Annotated in this window: 25 protein-coding genes; 15 read left to right on the top strand and 10 right to left on the bottom strand. The window is 60.2% G+C overall.

Translation table 11 applies throughout. From position 1 onward, the window contains the following. Positions 1-12: 12 nt before the first annotated feature. The 10 genes from ACV4UY_RS03270 to ACV4UY_RS03225 all read left to right on the top strand — a co-directional run bounded on the left by ACV4UY_RS03270 (position 13) and on the right by ACV4UY_RS03225 (position 11224). Complete coding sequence (locus tag ACV4UY_RS03270; RefSeq protein WP_491606223.1) at positions 13-1032, top strand: Crp/Fnr family transcriptional regulator; 1020 nt, start codon at positions 13-15, stop codon at positions 1030-1032. A 13-nt stretch (positions 1033-1045) separates the two neighbouring features. Then, positions 1046-2035: a FecCD family ABC transporter permease gene (locus ACV4UY_RS03265; RefSeq protein ID WP_491606222.1), complete on the top strand. Its 990-nt coding sequence runs from the start codon at positions 1046-1048 to the stop codon at positions 2033-2035. Positions 2036-2040: 5 nt separating this feature from the next. Further along, positions 2041-2838 carry an ABC transporter ATP-binding protein gene (locus tag ACV4UY_RS03260; RefSeq protein WP_491606221.1) on the top strand — a complete coding sequence of 266 codons (798 nt, stop codon included), beginning with the start codon at positions 2041-2043 and terminating at the stop codon, positions 2836-2838. 158 nt (positions 2839-2996) lie between these two features. Continuing rightward, positions 2997-4223 (top strand): putative sensor domain DACNV-containing protein, encoded by a 1227-nt coding sequence (locus ACV4UY_RS03255; RefSeq protein ID WP_420904355.1) that lies wholly within the window; start codon positions 2997-2999, stop codon positions 4221-4223. A gap of 325 nt (positions 4224-4548) precedes the next feature. Next, entirely contained in the window at positions 4549-6957 is a 2409-nt protein-coding gene (locus tag ACV4UY_RS03250) for a TonB-dependent receptor (protein WP_491606220.1), read from the top strand. 118 nt (positions 6958-7075) lie between these two features. Further along, entirely contained in the window at positions 7076-7828 is a 753-nt protein-coding gene (locus ACV4UY_RS03245; protein WP_491606219.1) for an energy transducer TonB, read from the top strand. Positions 7829-7886: 58 nt separating this feature from the next. Then, positions 7887-8498 (top strand): MotA/TolQ/ExbB proton channel family protein, encoded by a 612-nt coding sequence (locus ACV4UY_RS03240; protein ID WP_491606218.1) that lies wholly within the window; start codon positions 7887-7889, stop codon positions 8496-8498. After that, complete coding sequence (locus tag ACV4UY_RS03235) at positions 8479-8889, top strand: ExbD/TolR family protein (protein ID WP_491606217.1); 411 nt, start codon at positions 8479-8481, stop codon at positions 8887-8889. Before ACV4UY_RS03240 ends, ACV4UY_RS03235 begins: the two co-directional genes overlap by 20 nt. 605 nt (positions 8890-9494) lie before the next feature. Further along, positions 9495-10235: a sulfite exporter TauE/SafE family protein gene (locus tag ACV4UY_RS03230; protein ID WP_491606216.1), complete on the top strand. Its 741-nt coding sequence runs from the start codon at positions 9495-9497 to the stop codon at positions 10233-10235. Then, positions 10232-11224, top strand: coding sequence for a sigma-54 interaction domain-containing protein (locus ACV4UY_RS03225; RefSeq protein ID WP_491606215.1), 993 nt, complete (start codon positions 10232-10234; stop codon positions 11222-11224). The genes ACV4UY_RS03230 and ACV4UY_RS03225 overlap by 4 nt, the downstream gene beginning before the upstream one ends. Positions 11225-11340: 116 nt before the next feature. Here ACV4UY_RS03225 and cyoE read toward each other — a convergent pair whose 3' ends face one another. The 6 genes from cyoE to ACV4UY_RS03195 all read right to left on the bottom strand — a co-directional run bounded on the left by cyoE (position 11341) and on the right by ACV4UY_RS03195 (position 16796). After that, the gene (gene cyoE, locus ACV4UY_RS03220; RefSeq protein WP_491606214.1) at positions 11341-12225 is read right to left on the bottom strand and encodes a heme o synthase; all 885 of its coding nucleotides are present in this window, start codon (positions 12223-12225) and stop codon (positions 11341-11343) included. 93 nt (positions 12226-12318) lie between these two features. Then, a complete protein-coding gene (locus ACV4UY_RS03215) occupies positions 12319-12627 on the bottom strand; it encodes a hypothetical protein (protein WP_491606213.1) in 309 nt (102 codons plus the stop codon). A gap of 77 nt (positions 12628-12704) precedes the next feature. Beyond that, on the bottom strand, positions 12705-14309 hold the full coding sequence (locus ACV4UY_RS03210) for a cytochrome c oxidase subunit I (RefSeq protein WP_491606212.1): 1605 nt from the start codon (positions 14307-14309) through the stop codon (positions 12705-12707). A gap of 59 nt (positions 14310-14368) precedes the next feature. After that, positions 14369-15094 carry a cytochrome c oxidase subunit II gene (locus tag ACV4UY_RS03205; protein WP_491606211.1) on the bottom strand — a complete coding sequence of 242 codons (726 nt, stop codon included), beginning with the start codon at positions 15092-15094 and terminating at the stop codon, positions 14369-14371. Positions 15095-15105: 11 nt separating this feature from the next. Beyond that, complete coding sequence (locus ACV4UY_RS03200; protein ID WP_491606210.1) at positions 15106-15933, bottom strand: thioredoxin domain-containing protein; 828 nt, start codon at positions 15931-15933, stop codon at positions 15106-15108. An 86-nt stretch (positions 15934-16019) separates the two neighbouring features. Next, positions 16020-16796, bottom strand: coding sequence for a cytochrome c oxidase subunit 3 (locus tag ACV4UY_RS03195; RefSeq protein ID WP_491606209.1), 777 nt, complete (start codon positions 16794-16796; stop codon positions 16020-16022). Positions 16797-17120: 324 nt separating this feature from the next. Between ACV4UY_RS03195 and ACV4UY_RS03190 the strand changes: the two genes are divergently transcribed. Further along, a complete protein-coding gene (locus ACV4UY_RS03190; protein WP_491606208.1) occupies positions 17121-17876 on the top strand; it encodes a helix-turn-helix domain-containing protein in 756 nt (251 codons plus the stop codon). A 320-nt stretch (positions 17877-18196) separates the two neighbouring features. On the opposite strand, the gene ccoP is transcribed toward ACV4UY_RS03190, so the two are convergent. From ccoP to ccoN, 3 genes are read right to left on the bottom strand one after another with little or no spacing between them, the layout of a single operon-like run. Further along, entirely contained in the window at positions 18197-19108 is a 912-nt protein-coding gene (gene ccoP / locus ACV4UY_RS03185; RefSeq protein ID WP_491606207.1) for a cytochrome-c oxidase, cbb3-type subunit III, read from the bottom strand. A 21-nt stretch (positions 19109-19129) separates the two neighbouring features. Continuing rightward, positions 19130-19846 (bottom strand): cytochrome-c oxidase, cbb3-type subunit II, encoded by a 717-nt coding sequence (ccoO, locus tag ACV4UY_RS03180; protein WP_491606206.1) that lies wholly within the window; start codon positions 19844-19846, stop codon positions 19130-19132. Positions 19847-19860: 14 nt separating this feature from the next. Further along, positions 19861-21270, bottom strand: coding sequence for a cytochrome-c oxidase, cbb3-type subunit I (gene ccoN, locus ACV4UY_RS03175; RefSeq protein ID WP_491606205.1), 1410 nt, complete (start codon positions 21268-21270; stop codon positions 19861-19863). A gap of 174 nt (positions 21271-21444) precedes the next feature. On the opposite strand from ccoN, the gene ccoG reads away from it, so the two are divergent. Genes ccoG through ACV4UY_RS03155 form a run of 4 tightly spaced genes read left to right on the top strand, consistent with a single transcriptional unit; the run spans position 21445 to position 24433 of the window. Next, positions 21445-22848: a cytochrome c oxidase accessory protein CcoG gene (gene ccoG / locus ACV4UY_RS03170; protein WP_491606204.1), complete on the top strand. Its 1404-nt coding sequence runs from the start codon at positions 21445-21447 to the stop codon at positions 22846-22848. Then, on the top strand, positions 22848-23375 hold the full coding sequence (locus ACV4UY_RS03165) for a FixH family protein (protein ID WP_491606203.1): 528 nt from the start codon (positions 22848-22850) through the stop codon (positions 23373-23375). Before ccoG ends, ACV4UY_RS03165 begins: the two co-directional genes overlap by 1 nt. Before the next feature lies 1 nt (position 23376). Then, the gene (locus ACV4UY_RS03160; RefSeq protein WP_491606202.1) at positions 23377-23532 is read left to right on the top strand and encodes a cbb3-type cytochrome oxidase subunit 3; all 156 of its coding nucleotides are present in this window, start codon (positions 23377-23379) and stop codon (positions 23530-23532) included. Positions 23533-23569: 37 nt separating this feature from the next. Beyond that, complete coding sequence (locus ACV4UY_RS03155; RefSeq protein ID WP_491606201.1) at positions 23570-24433, top strand: hypothetical protein; 864 nt, start codon at positions 23570-23572, stop codon at positions 24431-24433. A gap of 51 nt (positions 24434-24484) precedes the next feature. Here the strand turns inward: ACV4UY_RS03155 and ACV4UY_RS03150 are convergent, their stop codons facing one another. After that, complete coding sequence (locus tag ACV4UY_RS03150; RefSeq protein WP_491606200.1) at positions 24485-25090, bottom strand: D-sedoheptulose-7-phosphate isomerase; 606 nt, start codon at positions 25088-25090, stop codon at positions 24485-24487. Positions 25091-25101: the final 11 nt, after the last annotated feature.

Raw genomic sequence — 25101 nt, 5'->3', positions numbered from 1 at the left:
CGAGCCATGATCATGAACCACGATACCCGGGAGTTGGGCAGACTCTACAAGCAGGGCGAGATCATTTTTCGACAGGGTGAGTTCTCCGACAAGTTCTTCATGGTCCGGAAAGGACGGGTCGAGCTGACCCGTGACTCTTCGGCGGGGAAAAGCATGCGGGTGGAGATCGGCGATGGGGAGATCTTCGGAATCGCCTCGGCCTTCACGACCAACCACGAACGGTTCGCCACCGCCAGGGCCATGGAGGACTCCTACATTCTCGGCATCGACGAAAAGATGTTCGTGGCGCGGATGCATCAGGATCCCTCGATTGCCTTTCGTCTGATTCGCCATCTCTCCCAGCGACTTTTCGATCTCGAGCATGGCTCGACCAAGAGCGTGGAAAAGGGCAAGAAGTCCGCCGGTTCGTCGAAGAACGACAAAGGCGACAAGAACGACAAGAAATCCAGGACCGATCTTCTGTCACCGTGCCGGAAATTGCCGAATGTCCACGATTTCAGCGTCTGTTATCATTTTTTGATCGTCGAGGATGAGATCGAGTTCTTCACGGTGATCGAGAGTTGGCTGGCCAATTCGGTGGAAAACCGCGAGGATCCGAACGCGCCGTCGCTCTACAAACTCACCCATGCCGCCTCGTTCCAGGAGGCGGAACGACTGCTCGGGCAGGACAAATACGATTTGATTCTGTTGGATCTGAACCTGAGCGACAGTCAGGGGTATGAACAAACCTTCGTGCGCATGCAGGCCATGGCCTTCGACACCCCGATCATCGTTTTTACCGGCATGGACGATGACCACCAGGCCATTCAGGCGGTGGAGGATGGGGCGCAGGATTACCTGATCAAGGGTCAGGTGAACCGTCGTACCCTGGTGCGCGCCATCCAGCACGCCCTTTCGCGTCACAAGATGCAGCGCATGGCCATGGAGGAGTTCGAAAACCATAAGGAGGAGAACGGCAACAAATACGCCGTGATGCTGCGCGATTGGCTGCATCGCTGCATCGTGCCGAATCATGAACTGTCCAAAGCGTAAACCGGTTTATGGTGTGACCCACACACGGCAGTCGGGCGGCATGGCCCGGCTGCCGTTCTTGTTGTTTGGGGCGGTGGTGGTCTTCGTGGCCGGATTGTCGTTCGGCGGCGTCGGCGGGGGCATGGCCGGCCTCCGGGATTGGTTGATGGGCAACGGCGATCCCTTGTTTGGACGCATCGTTCTGGAGTTGCGACTGCCGCGCGTGGCTGGCGCCATGGCGGTCGGGGGGTTGCTGGCCCTGTCCGGGGTGCTGATGCAGGTGTTGATGCGCAATCCATTGGCCGATCCGTATGTGCTTGGTCTTTCCGGTGGCGCGGCCTGCGGGGCGATTCTGGCTTTGGCGGTCGGGGCTTCCGGGGTGTGGGTGGATGGTGGGGCATGGCTCGGCGCGTTGGTGTCGATGCTGGTGGTGTTGGGGTTGGCCGGGGGACCATCGGGTTGGGAAGGGGGTGCGCGACTGCTCCTGACTGGTGTCGTGGTGGCCTCGGGCTGGGGCGCCGGAGTGAGTTTCCTGTTGTATCTCCTGCCCGACGAGCGGTTGCGCGGCGCCCTGTTCTGGTTGATGGGGGATCTGGGACGGGGTGGGGATGTCTGGGTATTGGTTGGGATGTTGGGTGTGTTGTTGGCGGTCACCTGGCCGCTGGGGCGGGCGTTGAATCTGCTGGCCACCGGCGTGGAGCGTGCCGCGAGTCTTGGGGTGGCGGTGATGCCGCTCAAGATGGGGTTGTATCTGGTGGCTTCCCTGGCCGCAGCCACGGCGGTGGCGGCGGTCGGCAGCATCGGCTTTGTCGGACTGGTGACCCCGCATCTGTTGCGGTTGGCCGGATGCGTGGATCATCGCTGTCTGTTGCCGGCCTCGGTGTTGCTGGGCGGAATGCTGCTTACCCTGGCCGATCTGTTGGCGCGCACTCTGATCGCGCCCCAACAGATGCCTGCCGGGGTGTTGACCGCATTGTTGGGGGCGCCTTTGTTCGTGTGGCTGCTGCGTCGGAGCGGGCGGTGAGCGGCATGGATGAACCGGTTGACAAGCGAGCCATGACCGCTCTGTTGACCGTCGAGGGGCTCCGTTTGGGGTGCGGCGGACGCGACTTCTGCCGCGATCTGAACTGGTCGATCCAGCCGGGCGGACGCTGGGCGATCCTGGGGCCGAACGGCGCGGGCAAATCCACCCTCCTGCATGCCCTGGCCGGACTGCGCGGACCCGATGCCGGCTCGATCCGGTTGGCCGGACACCCCCTGGCGCGCCTCTCTCGCCGCGCCGTGGCCCGCGAGATCGGCATTCTCTTCCAACAGATCGATTACCCCTTTCCGGCCACCCTTTCAGAAACCGTCCTGGGCGGTCGTCATCCGCACCTCTCCTTCTGGTCACGAGAGAACGCCGAGGATCTCGAACGGGTCCGACACGCCCTGCGTCAGACCGGCCTGGATACCCTGGCCGACCGTCCGGTGGCGACCCTTTCCGGAGGGGAGCGGCGGCGCATGGAAGCGGCCACTCTCCTGGTTCAGGATCCGCGTCTGCTGTTGCTCGACGAACCGACCAACCATCTGGACCTCAACCACCAGATCACCCTGCTGGAGCTGTTCACGGAACGCGTTCAGGCCAGATCCGGGGCCTTGGTGCTGGTGACCCACGATATTCATATGGCGGCGCGCTATTGTGATCGATTTTTGCTGCTGTATGGGAACGGGGAGAGCGACCAGGGCCGTCGGGAGGAGATGCTGACCCCGGAACGGTTGAGTCGTCTGCTGAATCATCCGATGCGCATGGTGGCCGCGGAGGGGGAGCGTTTCTGGTTGCCCGCCTGAAAGCCCGGTGTCCGCGTGTATTTTTTTGTCTGACGCGACCATGAGCGGTTTCCAAGAAGAACAATTCACATTATCCTGCAACAGGCCATGTGAATGTCCGAACAGGCGGGCATGGCCTTGGGAATTGGGAATGTCGCGGTTGGGGGGAGGGGAATGCCGTGTTCGATCCGGTCATCATCGAGGAGATCATCGCGCTCTGGAAGCCGGATTCCGGCGCTCTGGAGGATCCGGTGCTGTTTCAGCAGGTGCGGACCATCATGGAGATGGTCTTTCTGGCCGGTCTGAAGCGCAACGAGGATCGTCCGGTGCGGGTGGGGGTCTCCCTGACCAACCCGGCACTGCTGCCGGACAAGGGACGTGCCGGCGAGAGCATCGTGCTGCGCATGAGTCCCAGGCAACCGATGACCGTCGATACCCTGGTGAAACTCGCCCCGGCCTTTGATCCGGATACCACGGTTCTGGCGGTCTGGGGGAGCGAGGAGGAGCCGGCGGAACTCGAAATCTGGAGCGCCATCTTCACCACCCATCGGGGTCGCAACCGTTTCGATGCCCTGCCCCTCGAACAGCCCTCTCCCAATTCGCTGGCGATCATCACCAAGCGAACCGGTTCCCTGTCGATCTACCAGGGGGATGAGCTGATCGCCCGGTTCAAATCAGGTCGTTTTCTCGAACCGGTTCACAATCATTTCACCTCGGGCCTGATGGGCTGGCGGTTCCTGGAGGTGGTGAAGCGTCACCCGGAGTTCCAGAAGCTCGGCATGAAATATTGGCATACCTATCGGGATTTCATCGATTATCTGTTGATGGAGACCGATCGGCGCGGTCATGGCGGCATCATCGTCTGGCTTCCCTCGGACTACATCGACCCCGAGTCGCACTGCATCATCCCCAAGCACAATCTCACCGAGAGCCCGGATGGGGCCACCCTCATCGGCGAGTTGTGCGACGTGGAACATCAGCAGGAGCTGTTCCGCAAGGATGCCGCCGAAAACTCCTCCCTGGCCACCATCTGCATCATCGGCGAGACCGTGCTCGAGTGCAAGCGCAAGGTGATCGAGCATGCCGAGATGCTGGCGCAGATGACCTGCGTGGATGGGGCGCTGATCATCTCCGACCGGCTGCGTCCGCTCTCGTTCGGGGCGTTTCTCTCCGCGCCGATCTGGCAGGAGCGGATCATTTATTGGAAGAACAACAAGGCCCAGCACCTGGACCGGGACGAATTGTTCTCCCGCTATGGTACCCGTCACAACGCCACGGTTAATTTCGTCGGCCATTATCCCGGTTCCGCCGCCTTCGTCATCTCCCAGGATGGTCCGATCAGCGGCCTGACCAAAAAGGATGATCACGTCATCCACTGGTGGCCGGACTGTCTGGGCAAGTATTGACATGGCCCCTCGCTGGCTTGGCGCGAACCTCCGAAGAGGGGTTCGTTTCAAGTCTGGCCTGTGATCGCCGCCCCTTGTTTGTTCCCCCTCGCCGACATTTTCGCTTCAGGCACCGATCGATGCGGTGCATCCTTGTTATTCATCAAGATTTTACTGTTTTTAAAATGCGTGAAAACTCCATGGTGCTGTGTGATTTAACACACCCACACACACGATTCATTCATCTAAATATCTGATTATATAGCAATCCTATTCTGGACTTTAACTTGCTCTTCATCCGGGATCGCCTACGTTTCCAAACGATTCTTGATCAGGAGAGAAGAGGATGAATGCAAAAGTCCGTTGTCTGACGTTGGCCGCGTTTTTTGCGTTGCCGGGATTGGCCATGGCCGCCGAGGGGGGGGAGTCCACCACGTCGGGCAAGGGTGAGGCGGTCCGGAAGGAGTCCGGAACCGTGCTCAAGGAGGTGCTGGTCACCGCGCCACGCATCGAGGAGAAAGAGATCTCCCAGGGCACGACCCTGGCCACGCCGGAACTGCTCCCCATGCGACCGGCGACCAGCGATGCCGCGTCCCTGTTGAAGGACATCCCCGGCGTGAGTCTCTATACCGGCGGTGGCGTCTCCTCGCTGCCGGTGGTGCATGGTCTCGGGGATGACCGTTTAAAGACCGAGGTGGATGGCATGAACCTCATCTCCGCCTGTCCCAACCACATGAATCCGACCCTCTCGTACATCGATCCGAACAACGTCGGCAGCGTGGAGGTGTTTTCGGGGGTGACGCCGGTCAGTGTGGGTGGGGACAGCATCGGCGGTACCATCCGGTTGAATGCCAGGCCGCCGGAGTTTGCCAAGGCGGGAGGGTCAACCCTGTTCAAGGGGCAGGCCGGCACCTTCTATCGCAGCAACGGCGATGCTCTGGGAGGCAATCTGGCCGCCACCGTGGCCGGAGAGAAGCTGAGCTTCTCCTACAACGGCTCGACCGCGAAAGCTGATAACTACGTTGCGGCCAAGGCGTTCCATGATACGGGTAAGATCTCGGCCACCTCAGATCGTGCTGGATTGCAGGGTGACGAGGTGGGTTCATCGCGCTACAAGACCGAAAATCACGAGGTCGGGCTGGCCATGAAACAGGATCATCATCTGGTGGAGCTGAAACTGGGATTGCAGCACATCCCCTATCAGGACTATCCGAATCAGCGCATGGACATGACGCTCAACGAGAGCGTACACGGCAATCTCCACTACACCGGCAAGTTCAACTGGGGCAATCTGGATGCACGCGTTTACGACGAGCATACCCGCCACCGCATGGATTTTGGACCGAACAAGCAGTTTACCTACGGTACGGCCATCAATGCGACCAGCCTTATCGCTCCCGGCATGCCCATGTTCACCGATGGCACCAACCTCGGCGCGGAGATCAAGGGTGAGATCACCCTGTCGGAGCGGGATACGTTGCGCCTGGGTATTGAGGGCTTGCGCCATCGTCTGGACGACTGGTGGCCGCCGTCTCCGGCGACGCTGCCGGCGATTTATACCAATACCTTCGGTGGTGGTAGTGCGACACCTTACGGCGGGATGTCGCCAGACACATTCTGGAATATCAACAATGGTCAAAGAGATCGGATCGATGTGTATGCGGAGTGGGAGGCCCGTTGGAATCCGCAATGGATGACGCAGTTGGGCGTCCGGAGCGACAATGTGATGATGGATACCGGAACGGTACACGGGTATAATAATGGTACCAAAGGGCCTGGATATGGCGACCCGGCTGATCCGAACAGTCCTCCTGGGAAATTCAATGCGGCGGATCGGCAGCGCACCGACAACAACATCGATCTGACCGCCTTGTTGCGGTACACCCCAGGTGTCTCTGGCAGCTACGAAGCCGGTTACGCACGCAAGTCACGCTCCCCGAATCTTTACGAACGCTATGCCTGGTCGCCGCACACCATGGCCATGGAGATGATCAACATGTTCGGGGATGGCAACTTCTACATCGGCAATCTCAATCTGAAGCCGGAGGTGGCCAACACGATCAGTGTGTCCGCAGATTGGCGCGGGGAAGGAGCGCATAAGTGGAACCTGAAATTGACGCCTTATTTCACCCACATCGAGGATTACATCGATGTGCGGCGTTGTCCGAGGGATGTTTGCACAACGGCGACCGGGGCTCTCGCGACAGCCGGAGGGGCGGTGGACAAGTCTCTGACCGCCACCACCGGTTATGTGTATTTGCAGTACATCAACCAGAGCGCGCAGTTGTATGGGATGGATGTTTCCGGCCAGGTGCTGCTGGCGGAATCCCCGGCCTATGGCGCTCTGACCCTTAACGGCATGGTGAATTATGTGGTGGGCGAGAATCGAACCACTGGGGATAACCTCTACAACATTATGCCGCTGAATGGGAAATTGGCATTGGTCCATCAACGCGACAAATGGACCGGCACCATCGAAGAACAGTTGGTGGCCCCGAAGGATGAGGTTTCCCGGACCCGCAACGAGGTCAAGACCGGCGGATATGGTCTGTTGAATCTCCGTGGCAGTTATGATTGGGAGTCGGTGCGCCTGGATCTGGGGGTGGAGAACGTGTTGGATCAGTTCTACAATCTGCCATTGGGTGGGGCCTATGTCGGGCAGGGGGCGACCATGACTTCGTCCGAGCCGCCCTGGGGCACTTCGGTTCCGGGCATGGGCCGGACCATTTATGGTGGCCTGACCGTGAAGTTCTGATCCGGGGATGGATCGGTACGCTTTTGATTCGGCATTGACACTGCGCATGGCTGAAGACTACGCTCCCGGGGCAGTCGGGAGCGTTTGTCTTTGAGTGATATAAGGGATCCTGGGGGGTATGATCAGCTCCGCGACAGCCGCGCATGTCGGGACCCTGGAAGGGGCAGGGAGAGTCTGGCGGGCTTTCGCGCTCTCCCTGATCGTGCATGGATTTCTGGTGGCGGGCTTTCTGGGCATGCCCGCCACCAAGCCACGCATGGATCGCTTCGAGCTGTTGTTTGAACTGCGGGAGGCCGCGCAACCGATCGTTCAGCCTGCGCCGCCACCACCCGAGGAGCCCCCGCCCAAACCCGAGGAACCGGTCGCCCCGCCACCGCCTCCCCCGCCCAAACCGGAGCTGGAACCGGAACCGGTGAAACCGACGCCGCCCAAGGAACCGCCGGTCCCGCGCAAGGTGGCCAAACCTGCGGTTGTCCAGCGGCCCGCGCCGACCCCGGTGGAATCCACCGAGGCCACCCCGCTCCCCGTCAGCGCGCCACCGCTGGTCTCCGCGCCGACGACCAGCGCGCCGGTCGAACCGGTCTATCGCGCCGTGGATCTGGGGGCGACGCTCGCCGGAAACCCCCGTCCCGACTATCCGCGTTCCGCCCGGCGGTTGGGACAGGAGGGGTTGGTGCTGGTGCGGGTCGAGGTTAGCGCCGATGGCCGCGCGGAGCAGGTCGCGCTGCACCAGAGTTCCGGTTTCGAGCTGTTGGATCGGGCTGCCCTGGAGGCGGTGGCCCGCTGGCGCTTCGTGGCCGCCAGCCGCGCGGGAGTCCCGGTGGCGGCCACCGTGACCGTTCCGATTCGCTTTGTGTTGCGGGAAGGGTAGGGTCGATGCCACAATGGGGGCCGGTTTTTGTGAACATCATCCGATCAAGGGGAAAACATTGAACGAATCCGTCTCCTGGCTGGCGTGGTGGGTCCACGCCGATGGGGTGGTCAAGGGGATCTTCCTGCTGCTGATCGCCCTGTCGATCGGTGGCTGGACCATCATCCTGCACAAATGGAATCGCTTCCAGGGGGCGCTCAAACGTGAGCGGCGCGTACGCCACGCCTTGGATGCCGGCGAGACGGTCGTTTCCTCCGAGGCGTTGCTCGGGGCCTATCTGCCCGACACCCGGACGGGCACGGCGCTCGGCGAGGCGCGGATCGCCGTAGCGGTGCGCGAGGAGCGCATCGAACTCGAAAGCGGCCTGACCTTCCTGGCTTCCATCGGGGTCTCGACCCCCTTCATCGGCCTGCTCGGCACGGTCTGGGGGATCATGCACGCCCTGGCCGGTCTGGGCCATGGCTCGGCCCTGTCGCTGGATCTGGTGGCCGGACCCGTGGCCGAGGCGCTCGTGGCCACGGCGGCGGGACTGTTCGCGGCGATTCCGGCGGCGGTCGGCTACAACATGCTGGTGCGGCGGTTGCGTCGCTTGATGACCCTGGCCGAGGGTAATTTATTGCGTTTGGCGGCGTTGCGCGCGGGAGATGGACGTGGCCGGCTGGCTCAGTGATGCGGAGGGCGAGGATCGCCCCCTGGCGGAGATCAACGTCACCCCCCTGGTGGACGTGATGCTGGTGTTGCTGGTGATCTTCATCATCCTGGCACCGGTGATGGCCAACTCCCTCAAGGTGGCCCTTCCCAAGGCGAACGGCGAAATGGCTGCCGCCCAGACCCCGGTGATCATCCTTTTGGAGGCCGATGGCACTTTGCGACTGGGTGAGAACGCCATCGACCGGGAGTCGCTTGTCGTCCATCTCAAGGAGGCCGCCGCGCGCGACCCGGAGTTGCTTTTGCGCATCGATGCCGATGGCGCCACCGCCTATCAAAAACTGGCTGAACTCCTCTCCCTGGTGCAGGAACAGGGGATCCGTCGCATCGCTTTCACCACCTTGCGTCCTTAGAGGCTGTTTGGCCATTGCCAAACAGCCGACGCGGGCCGTGATGGCCCTCCAAATTGCGCGGCAATTTGTTCAAGCACGGTTCGAAGCATCCAAGAGGCGGTCGTTTTTCCGGTTGCAATCGGATCGGATATCCTGGATAAAAGAATGACGTTCAAAACGACTGTTTCGTGAACCGGTTGATCTTTGTTGGGGGTTGGTCAGGATCCAGACCCATGCGGCGGTAACCAGGCAGATGGATGGCTGGTGGATCGGCTGGATCGGGGAGGTGTCCGGAGTCAATGCCCGGTGAGGCCTTGCTCGAATCCCGGGCCGTGACGCTCAAGGAGGCGTTGGCAGGGTTGGATTCGGACGTACGCCGCGGTGCATTGAATCGGCAGTTGGCAGAGATGTGGAGCAGGACATGAGCACTTTCTGGATTGTGGGCATCATCTTCAATATCGCCTTGACCGGTCTGGCCATCTGGTGGGTCTGGAGCAACCGCGCCAAGGACGATTCCAAGAAGTAACCGGGCTGAAGCGCGTGCCTCCCGACGCGCCATCGCCGGACCTTTCAAGCCGAGCCCAAAGGGCTGTTTCGACCCGACCGCCGTCTCCAATGGGAGTTTCGTGGATAACTTCTCCCTGCTGATCCCCCTGCTTCTGGCCTTCTCCAGCCTGCTGCACTGCCTGGGCATGTGCGGCGGCATCATCGGGGCGATGTCCTATCATCTCTCCGCGCGCTTCGGGAGCCAGAGGCGTCCTGTCTGGCCCTATCTCGTGGCGGCCAATCTCGGACGACTCACCAGCTATACCCTGGCCGGGGCCCTGGTGGCGACCTTTGGCAACACCCTCTTCGAAACCCTTTCACCCGAATACGGCCATACTCTCTTGCAGGCGTTCGCCGCCTTGGTGCTGATCGGGAATGGTCTGTTCCTGATGGGCCGCTTGCCGGCGATGCATCGACTGGAGCGGCTCGGCGGTTGGCTGTGGAACGGGCTGGAACCCTTGGCGCGGCGCTTCATGACCCCTCGGACCCTTGGCCATGCCTTCCTGTTCGGGGTGGTGTGGGGATGGTTTCCCTGCTCCCTGGTCTACGGCGCCCTGTTGTGGAGCAGCGGCACATGCTCCGGTCCGTCCGGGGCCGGGATGATGCTGCTTTTTGGTCTGGGCACCCTGCCGGTGATGCTCTCCGCGGGTTGGTTCGCCGGTTCCCTGGTGCGCTTCGGGGGGATCTCGCGCCTGGGGCGCATCATTGCCGCGCTTCTGCTCACGATCGGAATTTTGAACTTGTTTTTACTCGGCTGGAAAGTGCATAATCATCATGGGCATGAAATCTCAAACTTGATTAACGGTCTGCTGGCACCATGACACCTTCCCCCCGCATCGATCAATACGGCAATGCCCCGGCTTTCGTGGCCGTGCTGCGTGCCGCGCGCCTGGTGGCCATCACCCATGCCACGGTGTTGATTCATGGCGAATCCGGGGTCGGCAAGGAACTTCTGGCCCGCTCGCTCCACGATTCCAGCCCCAGATCCAAGGGACCGTTCGTGCCGGTCAACTGTGCCGCCCTCTCCGAATCCCTGGTGGAGAGCGAACTGTTCGGACACTCCAAGGGGGCCTTCACCGGCGCCCTCACCGATCGGGTCGGACGCATCGCCGCCGCCCATGGCGGTACGCTCTTCCTCGACGAAATCGGCGACATGCCCCTCGCCATTCAGGCAAAAATGTTGCGTTTTCTGGAAAATGGCGAGTGCCAGCCACTGGGAAGCGAGCAGCCCAAACAGGTCGATGTGCGCGTCGTTGCCGCCACCAATCGGGATCTGGCCGCCTTTGTCTCGGCGGGCAGATTTCGTCAGGATCTCTACTACCGCTTGCAGGTCGTTCCCTTGAGCCTGCCGCCGCTGCGCGAACGGGGCCAGGATATCGAACTGCTCGCCTCTGCCTTTCTCGACAGCTTTGCCAGGAAGCAGGGCGTCATGGCCCCGATTTTCACCCGATCGGCCCTGGAGTGGCTGCGCGCCTACCCGTGGCCGGGCAATATCCGCGAACTGCGCAATCTGTGCGAACGCGCGGTGATCTTTCAGGCCGGACAACGGTTGGACGAAAGCTTCGTCCAGGCCCAACTCCATCCCCACGCCATCCGTCCGAACCTCGGCGCGGTCGGTCAGACCGAGGGAGTTGCCGCCTCGGGCGAGGTCGCGTTGCCCCACGGTGGCATCAGCCTCGACACCCTGGAGCGCGACATGATCCGCGCCGCACTCCTCAAGACCAACGGCAACCGCACCCACGCGGCCCGTCTTCTCGATGTCAGCCGCGATACCCTGCTTTATCGGATGAAAAAGCACGCCTTGCGGTGAGACAACTGACCGCCGTCGTGCGTTCTTGCCGCCGTCGCGCATCCGCTACCAATCAAGATTCGACGTGATCGGTAGCGATGGTAAGGGCGTTCGAGCAGGTAGGGGAGGCGTGCGAATCAGAATCCGCCCGCCGGCCAGTTCTTGTCGGCGAGGATGGCGACGAACAGACCGCCCAGATAGCGCATCGAAGCCATGAAGTTCTTCCAGGCCAGGGGACGGTTATCCGGTTCTTTGAGCAGGGCGAGATTGAGGCGTATGAAATCGATGCCGAACAGCAGCGCGCCAATGACGTAGATCGCGCCAAGCTCATGCATGAACCACGGCAGAAGCGACACCCCCACCATCAGCAGCGTATTGCCCAGGATCACCCGCGCGGTCTTTGCCTCGCCGACCACGACCGGCAGCATCGGCACGCCCACGCGCTGATACTCCTCCTTGAGGTAGATGGCCAGGCTCCAGAAGTGGGAAGGGGTCCACAGGAACAGCACGAGCGACATCAACACCGGCAGGGTACACAGTTCCGGATTGACCGAGGTGGCGCCTGCCAGGACCGCGAAGCTCCCGGCGGAACCGCCGATGACGATGTTGAGCCAAGTGCGTCTTTTAAGCCAGATGGTGTAGACCACGCCATATAAAAACGTGCCCAATGCCAGATGGATCGCGGCCACATGGTTGAAGAACCAAGTGATGAGGGTGATGCCGGCCACGGTGAAGAAGAACGCCAGCCAGAGGATTTGGGCCGGATTCTGTCGGGATTCATCCTCCATGGCCAGGGGACGCCGCGCGGTACGCGGCATGATGCGGTCGATGTCCCGATCCCAGAAGTGGTTGATCACCGCCGAACCCGCCGAACCGCACATCATCGCGATGGCGAGGGCAAGAATCGCCGAGACGCGATATTGATCGGCCACTGCCATGTGCGAGACCACGGCGGTCAAGGCGATCATCAATCCGATCTTGGGCTTGCACAGCTCGATGTATTGATTCCAGGTCAGGGTCATGGCCGGATCCGCCTCGGGTGGAGGTATGGGTCGTCTCGAAAATGTGGGGATGCTGGCGCGCCACTCTGGCGTCCTTGTTCCTTGCCCAGGCGCTCAGGGCTGCTTGGGGGGAACGGGTATCGGTTGCGCTGGCGTGACAGCCGGTGCCGGATTCGCCTGCTGCTGAGCGGCTTGGGCTTCGGCGAACTTCTTGGCTTCGGCGGCCTTCTTGGCGGCCTTGATCTCCAGGGCCTCCTTGTCCTTGATGGCGCGGTGGGCCGGATCATACTCCTTGGAGAAATTGTGGGTCAGAAAGGCAATCAAGAGCAATGCAAGAATAAAGAAAACAATCCCCGCAAGGTTCATCTTGCGGCGCAGATCGGGTGTGATGACACGCGGTTCCAAATTGGGGGCCTTGAACATTTTGACACGTTTAGAAAAGGATGTGAAAAAGGAGGGGGCCGGGGAGGCGAGGTCAACAACCTCCCCGGAGATGAGACTTATTTGTAGTTGTACGGCGTCCAGTTGGCATCCACCGTGACCGGGGTCGGGAAGTTGCCCGGGCCCGGAGGCGTGGCGGTGTGGGTCCATTCCAGGGAGTTGGAGCCCCACGGATTGCTCGGAGCCTTTTCACCCTTGATGGCGCTGATGATCCAGTTGCTGATGGTCAGGATCATGCCGATGGCGACGATGAAGGCACCGATGGTGGCCACCTTGTGATAGGCGCCGAAGTGGGCCGGGAACTGGGCATAGTCCCAATAGCGGCGCGGCATGCCTTCGACGCCGATGATGAACAGCGGCCAGAAGGTGATGTTGACGCCGATGAAGTTGAACCAGAAGCCCAACTTGCCCTGCTTCTCGTTGAGCATCTTGCCGGCGATCTTCGGGAACCAGAAGTCCACGGCGGCAAAGACCGAGAAGGTGGCGAAGATGCCCATGATGAAGTGGAAGTGGGCATGGGTGAAGGAGGTTTCGCCCAGATGGACCGCCATGACGGTCATGGCGAGCGGGATGCCGGTCAGTCCACCGATCAGCAACAGATAGAGCGCCGCGGTGCCATAGTACATCGGCACGTTGAAGGTGATGGCCCCTTTGTAGAGCGTGCCGAACAGGGAGATGGTCATCAAACCGACCGGCACGGAGATCATCAGGGTGGTGACCATCTGGCCGATACGCAGCCAGTCCGGCATGCCGGAGTAGTAGAGATGGTGGACCCACACTTCGCCGGAGATCACCACGATCATGCACATGCCACCATAAACCGCGGCCTTGTAGTTGAAGATCGGGTTCTTGGACATGGTGGAGAAGATTTCGTAGAAGATGCCCATGGCCGGCAGGAAGATGACATACACCGCCGGGTGGGAGTAGAACCAGAAGAGGTTCTGATAGAGCAGGACGTCACCGCCATTGGCCGGATCGAAGAAGTGGGTGCCCAGATAGCGGTCGAACAGCAGCAGGGTGACGGCAGCGGCCAGCACCGGCACGAAGACCAGCTGGATGATCAGCGCGGTGAAGCAGGACCAGACGAACATGTTGAGCTGGTTCCAACCCATGCCAGGCGCACGCATGTAGATGATGGTCACCAGGAAGTTCACGGCGGCCAGAATCGAGGAGAAACCCATCAGATGCACGGTGAAGACATACAGGGCGGTGTTGCCGGCGGTGGTGACGGAGTAGGGCGGATAGCCAGTCCACATCACGTCCGGCTTGTCTGGCACGATGAAGGTCAGCAGAGCCACGACGATGCCGGCCCAGAACAGCCATACCGACAGGGCGTTGATGCGCGGGAAGGCCACATCCTTGGCGCCGATCATCAGCGGCAACAGGTAGTTGGCCGCGAACCCCGTGAGACCGGGAATCAGAAAGCCCAGGATCATGGCCGCGCCATGGAAATAGAGCCAGACATTGTACTGATCGCCCCCCGTGAAGGCATCCGACACGATCGTCGGACCGGGTGACGACTGCTCGATACGAATCAGCAGGGCCATGAGACCGGCTACCGCGAAGGCCGCGATCGAGCCGATCAGATAGAGAACCCCAATGCGTTTGTGGTCCGTGGTAAAGATCCACTCACCCAACTTGAAACCAGATGATGCGCTGCTCATCGCTTCAATCCCCTTTTTCCTTCCTTATGATATCCGTTGAAGGCCAACCGATCGTGCGATCAGGCGCCCTGTTTCTTTTGCGCGACCCAGGCATCGAACTCGGCCTGCGGCACCATCTTGACCTTGGTCCACATGAAGGAGTGGCGGTTGCCGCAATACTCGGCGCAGGTGGCGATGGTCTCTCCCGCCTTGACCGGGTTGAACCAGAGATAGGTGACGCGACCCGGCATCAGGTCTTCCTTGACGCGATAGTCCGGCAGGAAGAAGGAGTGCACCACGTCGGTGGAGGTCATGCGCAGCACCACCGGCTTGCCAACCGGAACCACCAGACCATCGCCTTCCTTGGAATCGACCACGAACGAGGTGGAGACGCCGTTGTCGTATTCGAAGTTCCAGCTCCACATGCTGCCGGTGACTTTGACTTCCATGGCGTTGCGCGGCACGTCGCGGTATTCGTTCCAGACCGTCCAACCCTTGGCGGCCAGGTAGAAGTCGTCGGCCATGAACAGGAATGACGGAACGACCGCGAGACCGATCAGGGTGATCCTGTCGAATTTCGGGGCGGTGCCGACCTGATTCGGACGATCGGCGCGATACTTCCAGACCCAGTAGAGACCCGCAGTCAGAAAGATGATGCCGATGATGAAGAGATCCAGCAGCACATCGTGCCAAAGGTGATTCCAGCTGGCGGCTGGATCCGGAATCCCACCCTTCGCCCCTGCCTCGGCCAGCGCGGCTGCCGACCCGAGGCCCATCAGGACCATCGCGGAAACTGCCCGTTTCATGAATGTTCTCCTCATTTTCTAATGTTTTTGCGATGATGTATCAAACGATAAATACCCAGTGAAGCAAACAACAATCCGATACCCAGCAGAAATGACCCCAGTCCCACGAAGACCGGTATGCTCAACGTGTAGCGGCCTTCCTTGAAATTGTAGCTGTAGCAGAGGCTGACCAAATAATCCAAGGTCTCGGACGGCTTGAATTGGTTGGATTTGGCCTCCAGCAGCGCCAGTTCCACATCCTTGGGGGTCACGTTCAGGACGTTGAGGTAACGCGCCACCCGACCTTCCGGGGAGAGGATCAACACCAGCGTCGGGTGAAAGAAGGTCCGGTCGCGCGGGGACCAGAAGAACTTGTACCCGATCTTGTCCATCTCCCGTTTGATCTCATCCGGCTGTTCGAAGCGGGTGAAACGCCAGCCGCGAATCGGATCGTCCGGGAGATCGAGTTGTTGGACGAACTTGGTCACCCCTTCCGTGGTATCGTTCTTGTCGAAGGAGACGAACACCACGTTGAAGCCCTTGCCGGCTTGCAGAGACTTCACATCCTTGAGCAACTCCTTCAACGAGATGCCGATGTTGAAACAGGCTCCGTCGCAGGTGTAGTAGGCCGGAACGAGCACGAAGGGCAGATTGGGAAGCTCCGCGAACTGGAGCGGTTTCCCCTGTTCATCGAGCAGCGTGACCTCGTTGCCGAATTTGACGCCGAGAAATTTCTGCTCATCCACGCGAAAGAGGGAAGGGTCGATGTCGGAGTTTTCCGTGGGCTTGGAAAAGGCCCAACCATCTCCCAGCAACAGCACCCAGAGCGTCATGGCCATCAGCCATGCAATCTTCCGCATTCTCATTACACTCCTGGTCGGAGATGCATTCAACGAAGGTCGCGCGATGCTTGTCACCGCGCGACCCGAATCGGATGTCCCTCGATTTACCAGTAATAGACCTGGGAAACCACGAAGAACCACACCACATCCACGAAGTGCCAGTACAGCCCGACGCAGAAGGTGAGGGACTTGTTGGTTTTGCCGGCCAGGGCGGCGATCAGGACCGTGAGGAAGGATCCCAATCCGACCACGACGTGGGAGGCATGGAAGCCGGTGATCGAATAGAAGGCCGTGCTGTAGGCGTTGGTGGAGGGGAGGAAATTCGCATGGATCAGATGGTTGTACTCATAGGCGGTGCAGCCCAGGAAGATCGCGCCCAGGACGATGGAGAGGAACAGCCAGAGGCGGAAACCCCCCATGTCGTTCTTTTCGCTTTTGATCTCGGCGATGTGATAGGTGAAGCTGGAAGCCACCAGGATCACGGTCATGATGATCGGCAGAACGAGGTTCATGTCCGTTGGGGTGCCGGCTGGGGGCCAGTTGGGTCCGGCGGAGAGGCGCATGGTCCAGTAGGAGACGAACAGGCCCATGAAGATGAAGACTTCCGAGACGATGAAGATCGGCAGGGCGACGGGGGTCAGACCCTCCATGACCGGCTTTTGGGTGAGGGCCTCGGCGGTCCATTTGGCGATGCCGGCCAGCAGCAGGGGGGTTCCGATGCCTGCGCAGACGATGGCCAACATTTTGTTGTTGTAGGTGATCCATTCAACAAAACAGAAGACCACGGCAAAAAGAACCCCCAGAACCACGAGCAGGGGTGCGGCACTGGTTTCCCAGTGATGCGCTTGGGCATGGTTGTGACCGCTTGTGGAATTCGACATCGGACTCCCTCCTTAAAGATCAAGATTATCAATGAATCGAATGGATGATAGACACGTTTTTCAAGGGGAAACTGGATTGTCAAGCCTGCATTTTTATCGCCGAAAGTTAACATTGATGGGTGTGGGTGTCAAATCATTTTTTGACATTTGTCAAAAATGTGTGAAGAAAAAATGAGTTTGCGTTAATTATCTTTTGTGAACTTTTTGGCCTGTGCCGCGTCTGAAAAATCAGTGGACCCGAGCGCGGAAAGTGCCGTATCCTGAGGTGATTCATGGCTGTTTGGTTTGATCACGGTAATGTTTTGGCAGGTGGGATCATCGTTCATGAACGGTTCGAATCATGTTGGATTCAAACAGGCGGATGGATCGGAAGAGGAGTGTCCCGATTCCCATGAGGTGGCCTGTGTCCAGTGCAAGTTGCACGGTTTTCTGAAGTTTTTCGAAGAGTCTGATCTGACAGCCCTGAATATCTTTCTCTCCAGACGTATTCCGGTGGCCAAGGGGGCGATTCTCTTCGATGCGCTCGCTTCTTTCCGAGGAATTTACGCAGTCAAAAGTGGTAGTTTCAAAAGTTTATCGCAACTGGATCCGTCTGGCGAGCAGATCCTTGGCTTCTTTCTGCCTGGAGAGTTGATCGGATTGGACTCCATCCACTCCAGCCATTACGGTTATTCTGCGGTTGCCCTGGAAACCAGTTCCGTGTGCTGGTTGCCGTTCGAGCATCTGGATGCCTTGGGTGAGCGGAAGAGCTTTTTTCAGGAGCAGGTGATCCGGATCCTGGTGGATCAGGTTCGACACGATCACCATCAGACCCTTCTGGTGGGACGACGCACCGCCGAGGAGCGGTTGGGCGCATTCTTGTTGAATCTATCCGAACGCTACGGTCGCCATGGCTTCAATGGTGAGGCCTTTCGCCTGCCCATGCTCCAGAACGATATCGCCAACTATCTCGGACTCTCCATGGAGACCGTCAGCCGCCTCTTGCGGGGATTTCGCGAGCAGGGGGTGTTGTCGATTCAGGGGAAGCGGTTGCGGATTTTGAATGCGGATTGTTTGCGTTCGATCGCGCACCTGTGCTGACCGGGGCGTGAAGCGCGGATCCGGGGTGAACCCTTCGATCATCGTACGGACCAGGTTCAAACGGGGCGTGAAGCGCGGATCCGGGGTGAACCCTTCGATCATCGTACGGACCAGGTTCAAACGGGGCGTGAAGCGCCGATCCGGGGTGAACCCGCGTTCCACCTGATCGGGTGGGGCGGTGATGGCTTGGCGGGATGGGGGCGAACCCCCTTGGCCTCGCGGTCGCGGCTTTGCCGGATACGGGGGAGGCACAAAAAAAGGTCCGGGAATCGCTTCCCGGACCTTTTTGGGTAGACCTGGTGAAGATCAAAGATTAAAGCTTACTGCCCGCCACCCAGGCTGTGGACGTAGATGGTCAGTTTCTTGATGTCCAGCGCGCCCAACTGACGACCGGACTCCTTGGTGCCCGCACCCCAGGCCGGCATCTCGCCCATGCGACCCTTGGCGATCGATTCGCGCACGGTTTTTGGATCCCCACCATACAGCCAGATGCCGTCGGTCAGGTTCGGAGCGCCGATCTGCGGCAACTTCTCGCCGTTGACCGTCCCCTTGAGCGAACCGTTGCCCTTGTCGCCATGACAGTTCGTGCAACCCGCTTCGCCGCGGAACAGCGCATCGCCACGCATGATCGCCGCCTTGTCCGTGGACTTGCCGGACAGGGAGAGGACATACGTCGTCAGATCGTCCACCTGCGCATCCGTGAAATTGCCGCCCGCCGTGTTCAGATGCGCCGGCATCTGACCATTCCGACCGTTGGTGATGGTCTCGTGGATGGTGTCCAGATCCCCGCCGAACAGCCAGTCGTCGTCCGCCAGGGTCGGGAAACCACCCGCCTTGACGCCGATCCCCGCCGGTCCGTGACACGGGGCGCAGTTGTCACCGAACAGCGCCTTGCCGCCGGAGATCGAGAACTGCAAAAGCTGGTTGTCCTTGCTGATCTCCTTGAGCGACAGCTTGTCCAGCTTGTCGTTGAAGACCTTCTGCTTGGCCTTGGCCTCGTCCATCTCTTTCTGATACTCGCCACGCATGGTCGTGCCCAGCGTGCCGGGGGTGAATCCGTCCGGCAGAGGCCAGGCCGGATAGAGCACCCAGTAGACCACCGACCAGATGATGGTCGCGTAAAAGCTGTTCAACCACCATTTGGGCAGGGGATTGTTGTATTCCTGGAGGGGAAACCCCTCTTCGTCATCCCACTTGTGGCCCGTGGTATCCAAATCTTTGTTGTCCGCCATGGTTTGGGTCTCCTTCTCCTTTTAGCGGGCCTTGGCCGGTTGGCCGGAAAAATCCACGAGCGTGCCCAACATTTGCAGATAGGCCAGCAAGGCATCCAGTTCGGTGAGCTTTTCGGGCTTGCCGTCGAAGTCCGCTTTCGGAACCTTCTTGCCATAACGGGCGGTCAAACCGGCGCCATCGGCGGTCGGAGAGGCCTGGGCGGTCAGATCCTGCTTGGCGTTGGCCATCTGCTCCGGGGTGTAGGGAACGCCCACCATCGACAACACCTTCATGCGCTTCTCGATGTCGTCGAATTTGAGTTCGTTCTCCTGCAACCAGGGATAGGCCGGCATCACCGACTCGCGCACCACGTTCTGGGGTTTGAGCATGTGGGCGCGGTGCCACTCGTTGGAGTACTTGCCGCCGATGCGCGCCAAGTCCGGACCGGTACGCTTGGATCCCCACTGGAACGGATGATCGTACATGCTCTCCGCAGCCAGGGAGTAGTGTCCGTAACGTTCGGTTTCGTCGCGGAACGGACGGATCATCTGGGAGTGACAGTTGTAGCACCCCTCGCGGATGTAGATGTCGCGGCCTTTCAGCTCCAGGGGGGTGTAGGGACGCATCCCTTCCACCTTTTCGATGGTGCTCTTGATGAAAAAGAGCGGAACGATTTCGACCAGACCACCGATGGAGACCATGATCAAGGTCAGAACGGCCATCAGTGGAATGCTTTTTTCGATGGTACTGTGTTGCATCGTGGTCCTCCTTGTCAGACGGCCTTGGCCGGGGTTTGGTTGGCGCCAGCGATGGTCTTGGCGATGTTGTAGACCATCACCAGAGCACCGACCAGGAAGACGATACCGCCTATGGCGCGGAACAGATAGTACGGATGCATGGCGCCCACGGTTTCGGCGAACGAGTAGCTCAGGTTGCCGAAGGAGTCATAGGCGCGCCACATCAGGCCTTGCATGATCCCCGAGATCCACATCGGCACGATGTAGATCACCACGCCGATGGTGGCGAGCCAGAAGTGGACGTTGACCAGGCGCAGGGAGTACAGCTGGGTGTTCCACAGACGCGGCATCATGTGATACAGGCAGGCGAAGGAGACCATGGCCACCCAACCCAGGGCGCCCGAATGGACGTGACCGACGGTCCAGTCGGTATAGTGGGAGAGGGCGTTGACCGCCTTGATCGACATCATCGGTCCTTCGAAGGTGGACATGCCGTAGAAGGAGAGGGAGACGATGAAGAAGCGCAGGATCGGATCGGTGCGCAGTTTATGCCAGGCGCCCGACAGGGTCATGATGCCGTTGATCATGCCACCCCAGGAGGGGAGAAGCAGCATGATCGAGAAGGTGGCGCCCAGGGTGCTGGCCCAGTCCGGCAGGGCGGTGTAGTGCAGATGGTGCGGGCCGGCCCAGATGTACATGAAACAGAGCGCCCAGAAGTGGACGATGGAGAGACGGTAGGAGTAGACCGGACGTTCGGCCTGCTTGGGCACGAAATAGTACATCAGGCCCAGGAACGCGGCGGTCAGGAAGAAGCCCACGGCGTTGTGGCCATACCACCACTGGATCATCGCATCCTGGACGCCGGCCCAGACCGGATAGGAGTCGGTGAGGCTGACCGGAATGGCCAGGTTGTTGGTGATGTGCAGGATGGCGACGGTGATGATGAACGACAGGAGGAACCAGTTGGCCACGTAGATGTGGGGTTCCTTGCGACGGGCCAGGGTGCCGACGAAGTTGATGAAGTAGGCAACCCAGACCACGGTGATCAGAAGGTCGATGGGCCAGATCGGTTCCGCGTATTCCTTACCCTGGGTGATGCCCAGCGGATAGGTGATCACCACCAGCACCACCACCAGGTTCCAGCCCCAGAAGGTGAAGTTGGAGAGGAAGTCGGAGAACAGACGCGCCTTGCAGGTCCGTTGCACGATGTAGTAGCTGCAGGCGAAGAGCACCGATCCGCCGAAGGCGAAGATCACCGCCGAGGTGTGCAGGGGACGCAGGCGGCCAAAGGTGATGTAGGGGATGTTGGCGTTCAGTTCCGGGAAGGTGAGTTCCAGGGCGATGATCACGCCGACCAAAAAGCCCACCACCGCATAAATCACGGCGGCGATGGAGAACTTTTTGATCACTTCATAGTCATACGTTCGTGCGAGGTTTTGGTCCACTTCCGTCCTCCTTACTAATGAGAATTCGAAAACATAATTTTTTGTTTGGGTTTGGATTGGGTTTTCCGTGACATTGTTTGGGAACCGTTATATATACATTTCCAAGTGTGTGCAATGAAATATTCGAAAAAAACGCAGAATTGACCAATGTCAAGAAGGTGTGTGATTCAGACCATGGAAACGACCTCGTTGTATGCGGAATGGAAAAAAATTTATCCGCGCTATCAGTCCGGATTCTTCCGTACTTTCCGGCTGTGGCTCTTTGCCGGGGAGTTGAGCTTCTTTTTTTTGCTCCCCTGGCTGCGTTGGGAGCGTCCCGGAGGGTTGCCGAATCAAGCGATTCTGTTCGATTTGCCAGGTCGGAAATTTTATATCTTTGATTGGATGATATGGCCTCAGGATATCATTCTTCTAGCCTTTTTGTTGGTTGCCGCGGCGATCGGGCTGTTCTTCATCACCGCGCTCGCGGGGCGGGTCTTTTGCGGCTACATGTGCCAGCAGACCATCTGGACCGATCTGTTCCTGTTGATCGAGAAATTTTTCGAAGGGAACCGCAATGCCCGGATGAAGCTCGATCGCGCGCCTTGGAGCCTGGCGAAGCTGAAAATCAAGGTCGCCAAACACGGTGTCTGGGGGTTGGTCAGCCTGTTGACCGGGTTGTCGTTCGTGCTCTACTTCGCGGACGCGCCGACCCTGCTCAAGCAGTTCCTGGATGGCTCGGCCCCCTCTCCGGCCTGGTTCACCCTCGCCTTCCTCACCGTTACCACCTACGTGATGGCCGGCTTCGCCCGCGAACAGGCCTGCATCTACATGTGTCCCTACGCCCGCTTCCAGGGGGTGATGTTCGACGAGGACACCCTGATCGTCGCCTATCATCCGGAGTACGGCGAACCCCGCGAATCCAACCGCCGCAAGCGCACCGAGCTGGGTGACGCGGTTGGATCCTGCATCGATTGCAACTCCTGCGTCACCGTCTGTCCGACCGGCATCGACATCCGCAACGGTCAGCAGTACGAGTGCATCACCTGTGGGGCCTGCATCGACGCCTGCGACGAGGTGAAACTGAAAACCGGCATGCCGCGGCGTCTGATCCGCTATACCTCCCTGCGCGAGATGCGCGAGGGCAAAACCCGCTGGATCCGTGGTCGCACCATCGTCTATGCGCTGTTGTTGTCCATCTTCCTCGGTGGTATCGTGGTCTACATGGAGCGTCACGATGCCGTGGAGTTCACGGCCATCGGCCATCGGCAGCCGCTCTACATCACCCAGTCCGATGGCAGCATCCAGAACAACTTCACCGTGCGCGTGCTCAACATGACCACCACCGCCCAAACCTACGCCCTGGGGATCACCGGTCTGCCCGGTGCGAACCTGGTGGTGGGCGCGGTGAACGAGCGGGATGCCGAGGGGCGTCCCCTGCTGTCGGTGACCCCCGGATCGGTGACCACCTTCTCGGCCTATGTGCGGCAGGCCTGTGCCAGCGTGGAGTCGGGGAGCCTGGATTTCCACTTCACCCTGGACGCCCAGTCTCCGTCTGGCGGTTCGTCAACCTACAAGAGCGTGTTCATGAGGCCGTGATGGAAACAACGACCGAGGATGGAACCAGGAAGCGAGGATTTCGGCTTGAGCCATGGCCGACTGCCATTGTATTGTTCTTTGTGGTGGTGTTCGTGGTCAACGCCATTTTCGTCCGCTTGAGCCTTGACTCCTGGACCGGATTGGTGACCGACAAGGCCTATGACAAGGGGTTGGCCTACAATCAGGTGCTCAAGGCCCAACACGAACAGGATGCCATGGGTTGGCGCGTCACCCTCGACGACGGAGCCCTCAAGGTCGGTTCCGAAGCCCCCTTGCTTCTGACGGTCCTGGACAGGCAGGGAGCCCCGCTGGTGGGGGCGAACGTCGAAGGAACTCTGGTGCGTCCGGTGCAACAGGGGTATGATCGGGATTTCGTCATGAAAGAGATCGCTCCGGGTCGCTACGAGGCGGGGTTGATGGTGCCTCTGTCCGGAGTCTGGGAGTTGAAGGTGCGCGTGAGCGGCACGGGCGGGGAGTATCGTCTGGCGCGTCGGATTCAGGTGTCTGCCTCGGTTCAGGGAGGGTGAGATGGATTTCGATACCTTGGTTTCGTTCACGCGGCAGTTCGCATTGGTTTGGTTCTTCGTGCTGTTCGTGGCGATCATCGCCTGGGCCTACTGGCCCGGACACAAGAAACGTTACGAGCAGGAGGGGCAAAAGATCCTGGAGGAGGGGGATGAGTAGCGGGATCCGTTACAGGTGGAGATGGACCGGATTGGTGATGATCGCATGGGTGCTGGTGTCGTTGGCTACCATGCGGGTGGAGGGATTCGTTCCGCGAGCTGTCGAGACGCTTCTGGTCGGCGAGGCCGTGGCGGATGCCACGTTGCCGGCTGGCGCGGTGCCGATGGGGACCGTGAACGCCGAGGCCGCCGCCCAGGGGCGCGCCATCGAGGAACAGGCTCAGATGGACAGCGCCGTGCGGCGTTTCAAGGAGTTCCGGAACTTCCTGATCATCTGGGTCGTGATGATGCTGGTGGGCTTCATGGCCTGGAAGCTGCGACCGCGCGCGAAATGGGCCTCTCCCGAGACGGCCAAGCCCGAGGAACCGGTCGTCGAGGTGGAGGTCGAGGAGGTGGCTCCGGGTGCCACGGTGGGTGGAACTTCGATTGCCGGTGCGATCCCTTCCGACGAACAGCGACGGCGCACCCGTGACAATCTGGTTTCCCTGGCCCTGGAGTGGGAGGAGCGCTATGGTCTCCTGCCGCTGCAAGCGTCCGTGATCGCGGCCCGTGATGCGGCGTTGCTGGTGGGCATGTCGGACGAACGCTACTCCCTGCACATGCAGGATCGGGTGGTTCCAGCCCCGAGCGACGTGGATTTCATCTACAACAAGCAGCGTTACATCGTGCGTTGCGCCCGGCGGGGGCCCGGTTCGGAGAAGGTCTACGTCTCCAAGGCCCACCAGGGTGGCTGGAATTTTCTGGTGTTCATCCTCTACGACGCCAAATTCTCCATCCTCGGCGCCTGGCAGATGCCGAGCGATCAGTATCAGGTGCAGTGCGGGGAGAAGGAACGCCTGGTTCCCGAGGATCACCAGGTGGGCAAGAACCTGTTGAGCGGCGCCGGGATCACGATGAATTGACCCGCCACGGGAGCGCATCGGAGCGGTGCGCGTGAGCTGTCCGGCTCCTGCTCACCCTCCGCGTTTGACCAGTTGCATCAGATAGGCCCCAACCAGATGGTCGAGCACCATGTGGGCATCCTCGGCTGGGCCGTACTCCTTGGGATCCGTGGGGACGTGAATCCCCTCGTCGGCCATGGCGCGCATCGCCCCGCCATCAAAGGCGGTGAGCGCCACGCTCTTGATTCCCATCTCCTTGGCCGCCTCGAACGCCCGGAGCAGATTCGGCGAGTTCCCGGAGGCCGAAATCCCCACCACGACATCCCCAGCCCGACCCAAGACCCGCAACTGCCGTTCGAACACCCCTTCGTAGCCGTAATCGTTGGCGATCGCGGTCAAGACCGAGAGGTTGTCGGTGATGGCCAGGGCGCGGAAGGGTTTGTGATGCGCGCGGGTGCCGATGGCCAGGTCGTTGGCGAAATGGCTGGCCGTGGCCGCGCTTCCGCCGTTGCCCATGAAGAAGATCGTCGCCCCGCGCTCCCGCGCATCGAGCAGGGTGGCGATGAAGCCGGCGATCCGTTTGGGATCAATGCGTTGCAACACCGTGCACAGATAGCCGATGTAGGCGCTGGCGAAGCGTGCCGGATCCGGGTCATGGAGGGATTCGAGGGTGTTCATCGGCACCATGG

This window comes from Candidatus Magnetaquiglobus sp., assembly GCF_058402785.1.
The sequence above is the reverse complement of the archived record's forward strand: the minus strand, read 5'-3'. Positions and strand labels throughout refer to the sequence as shown.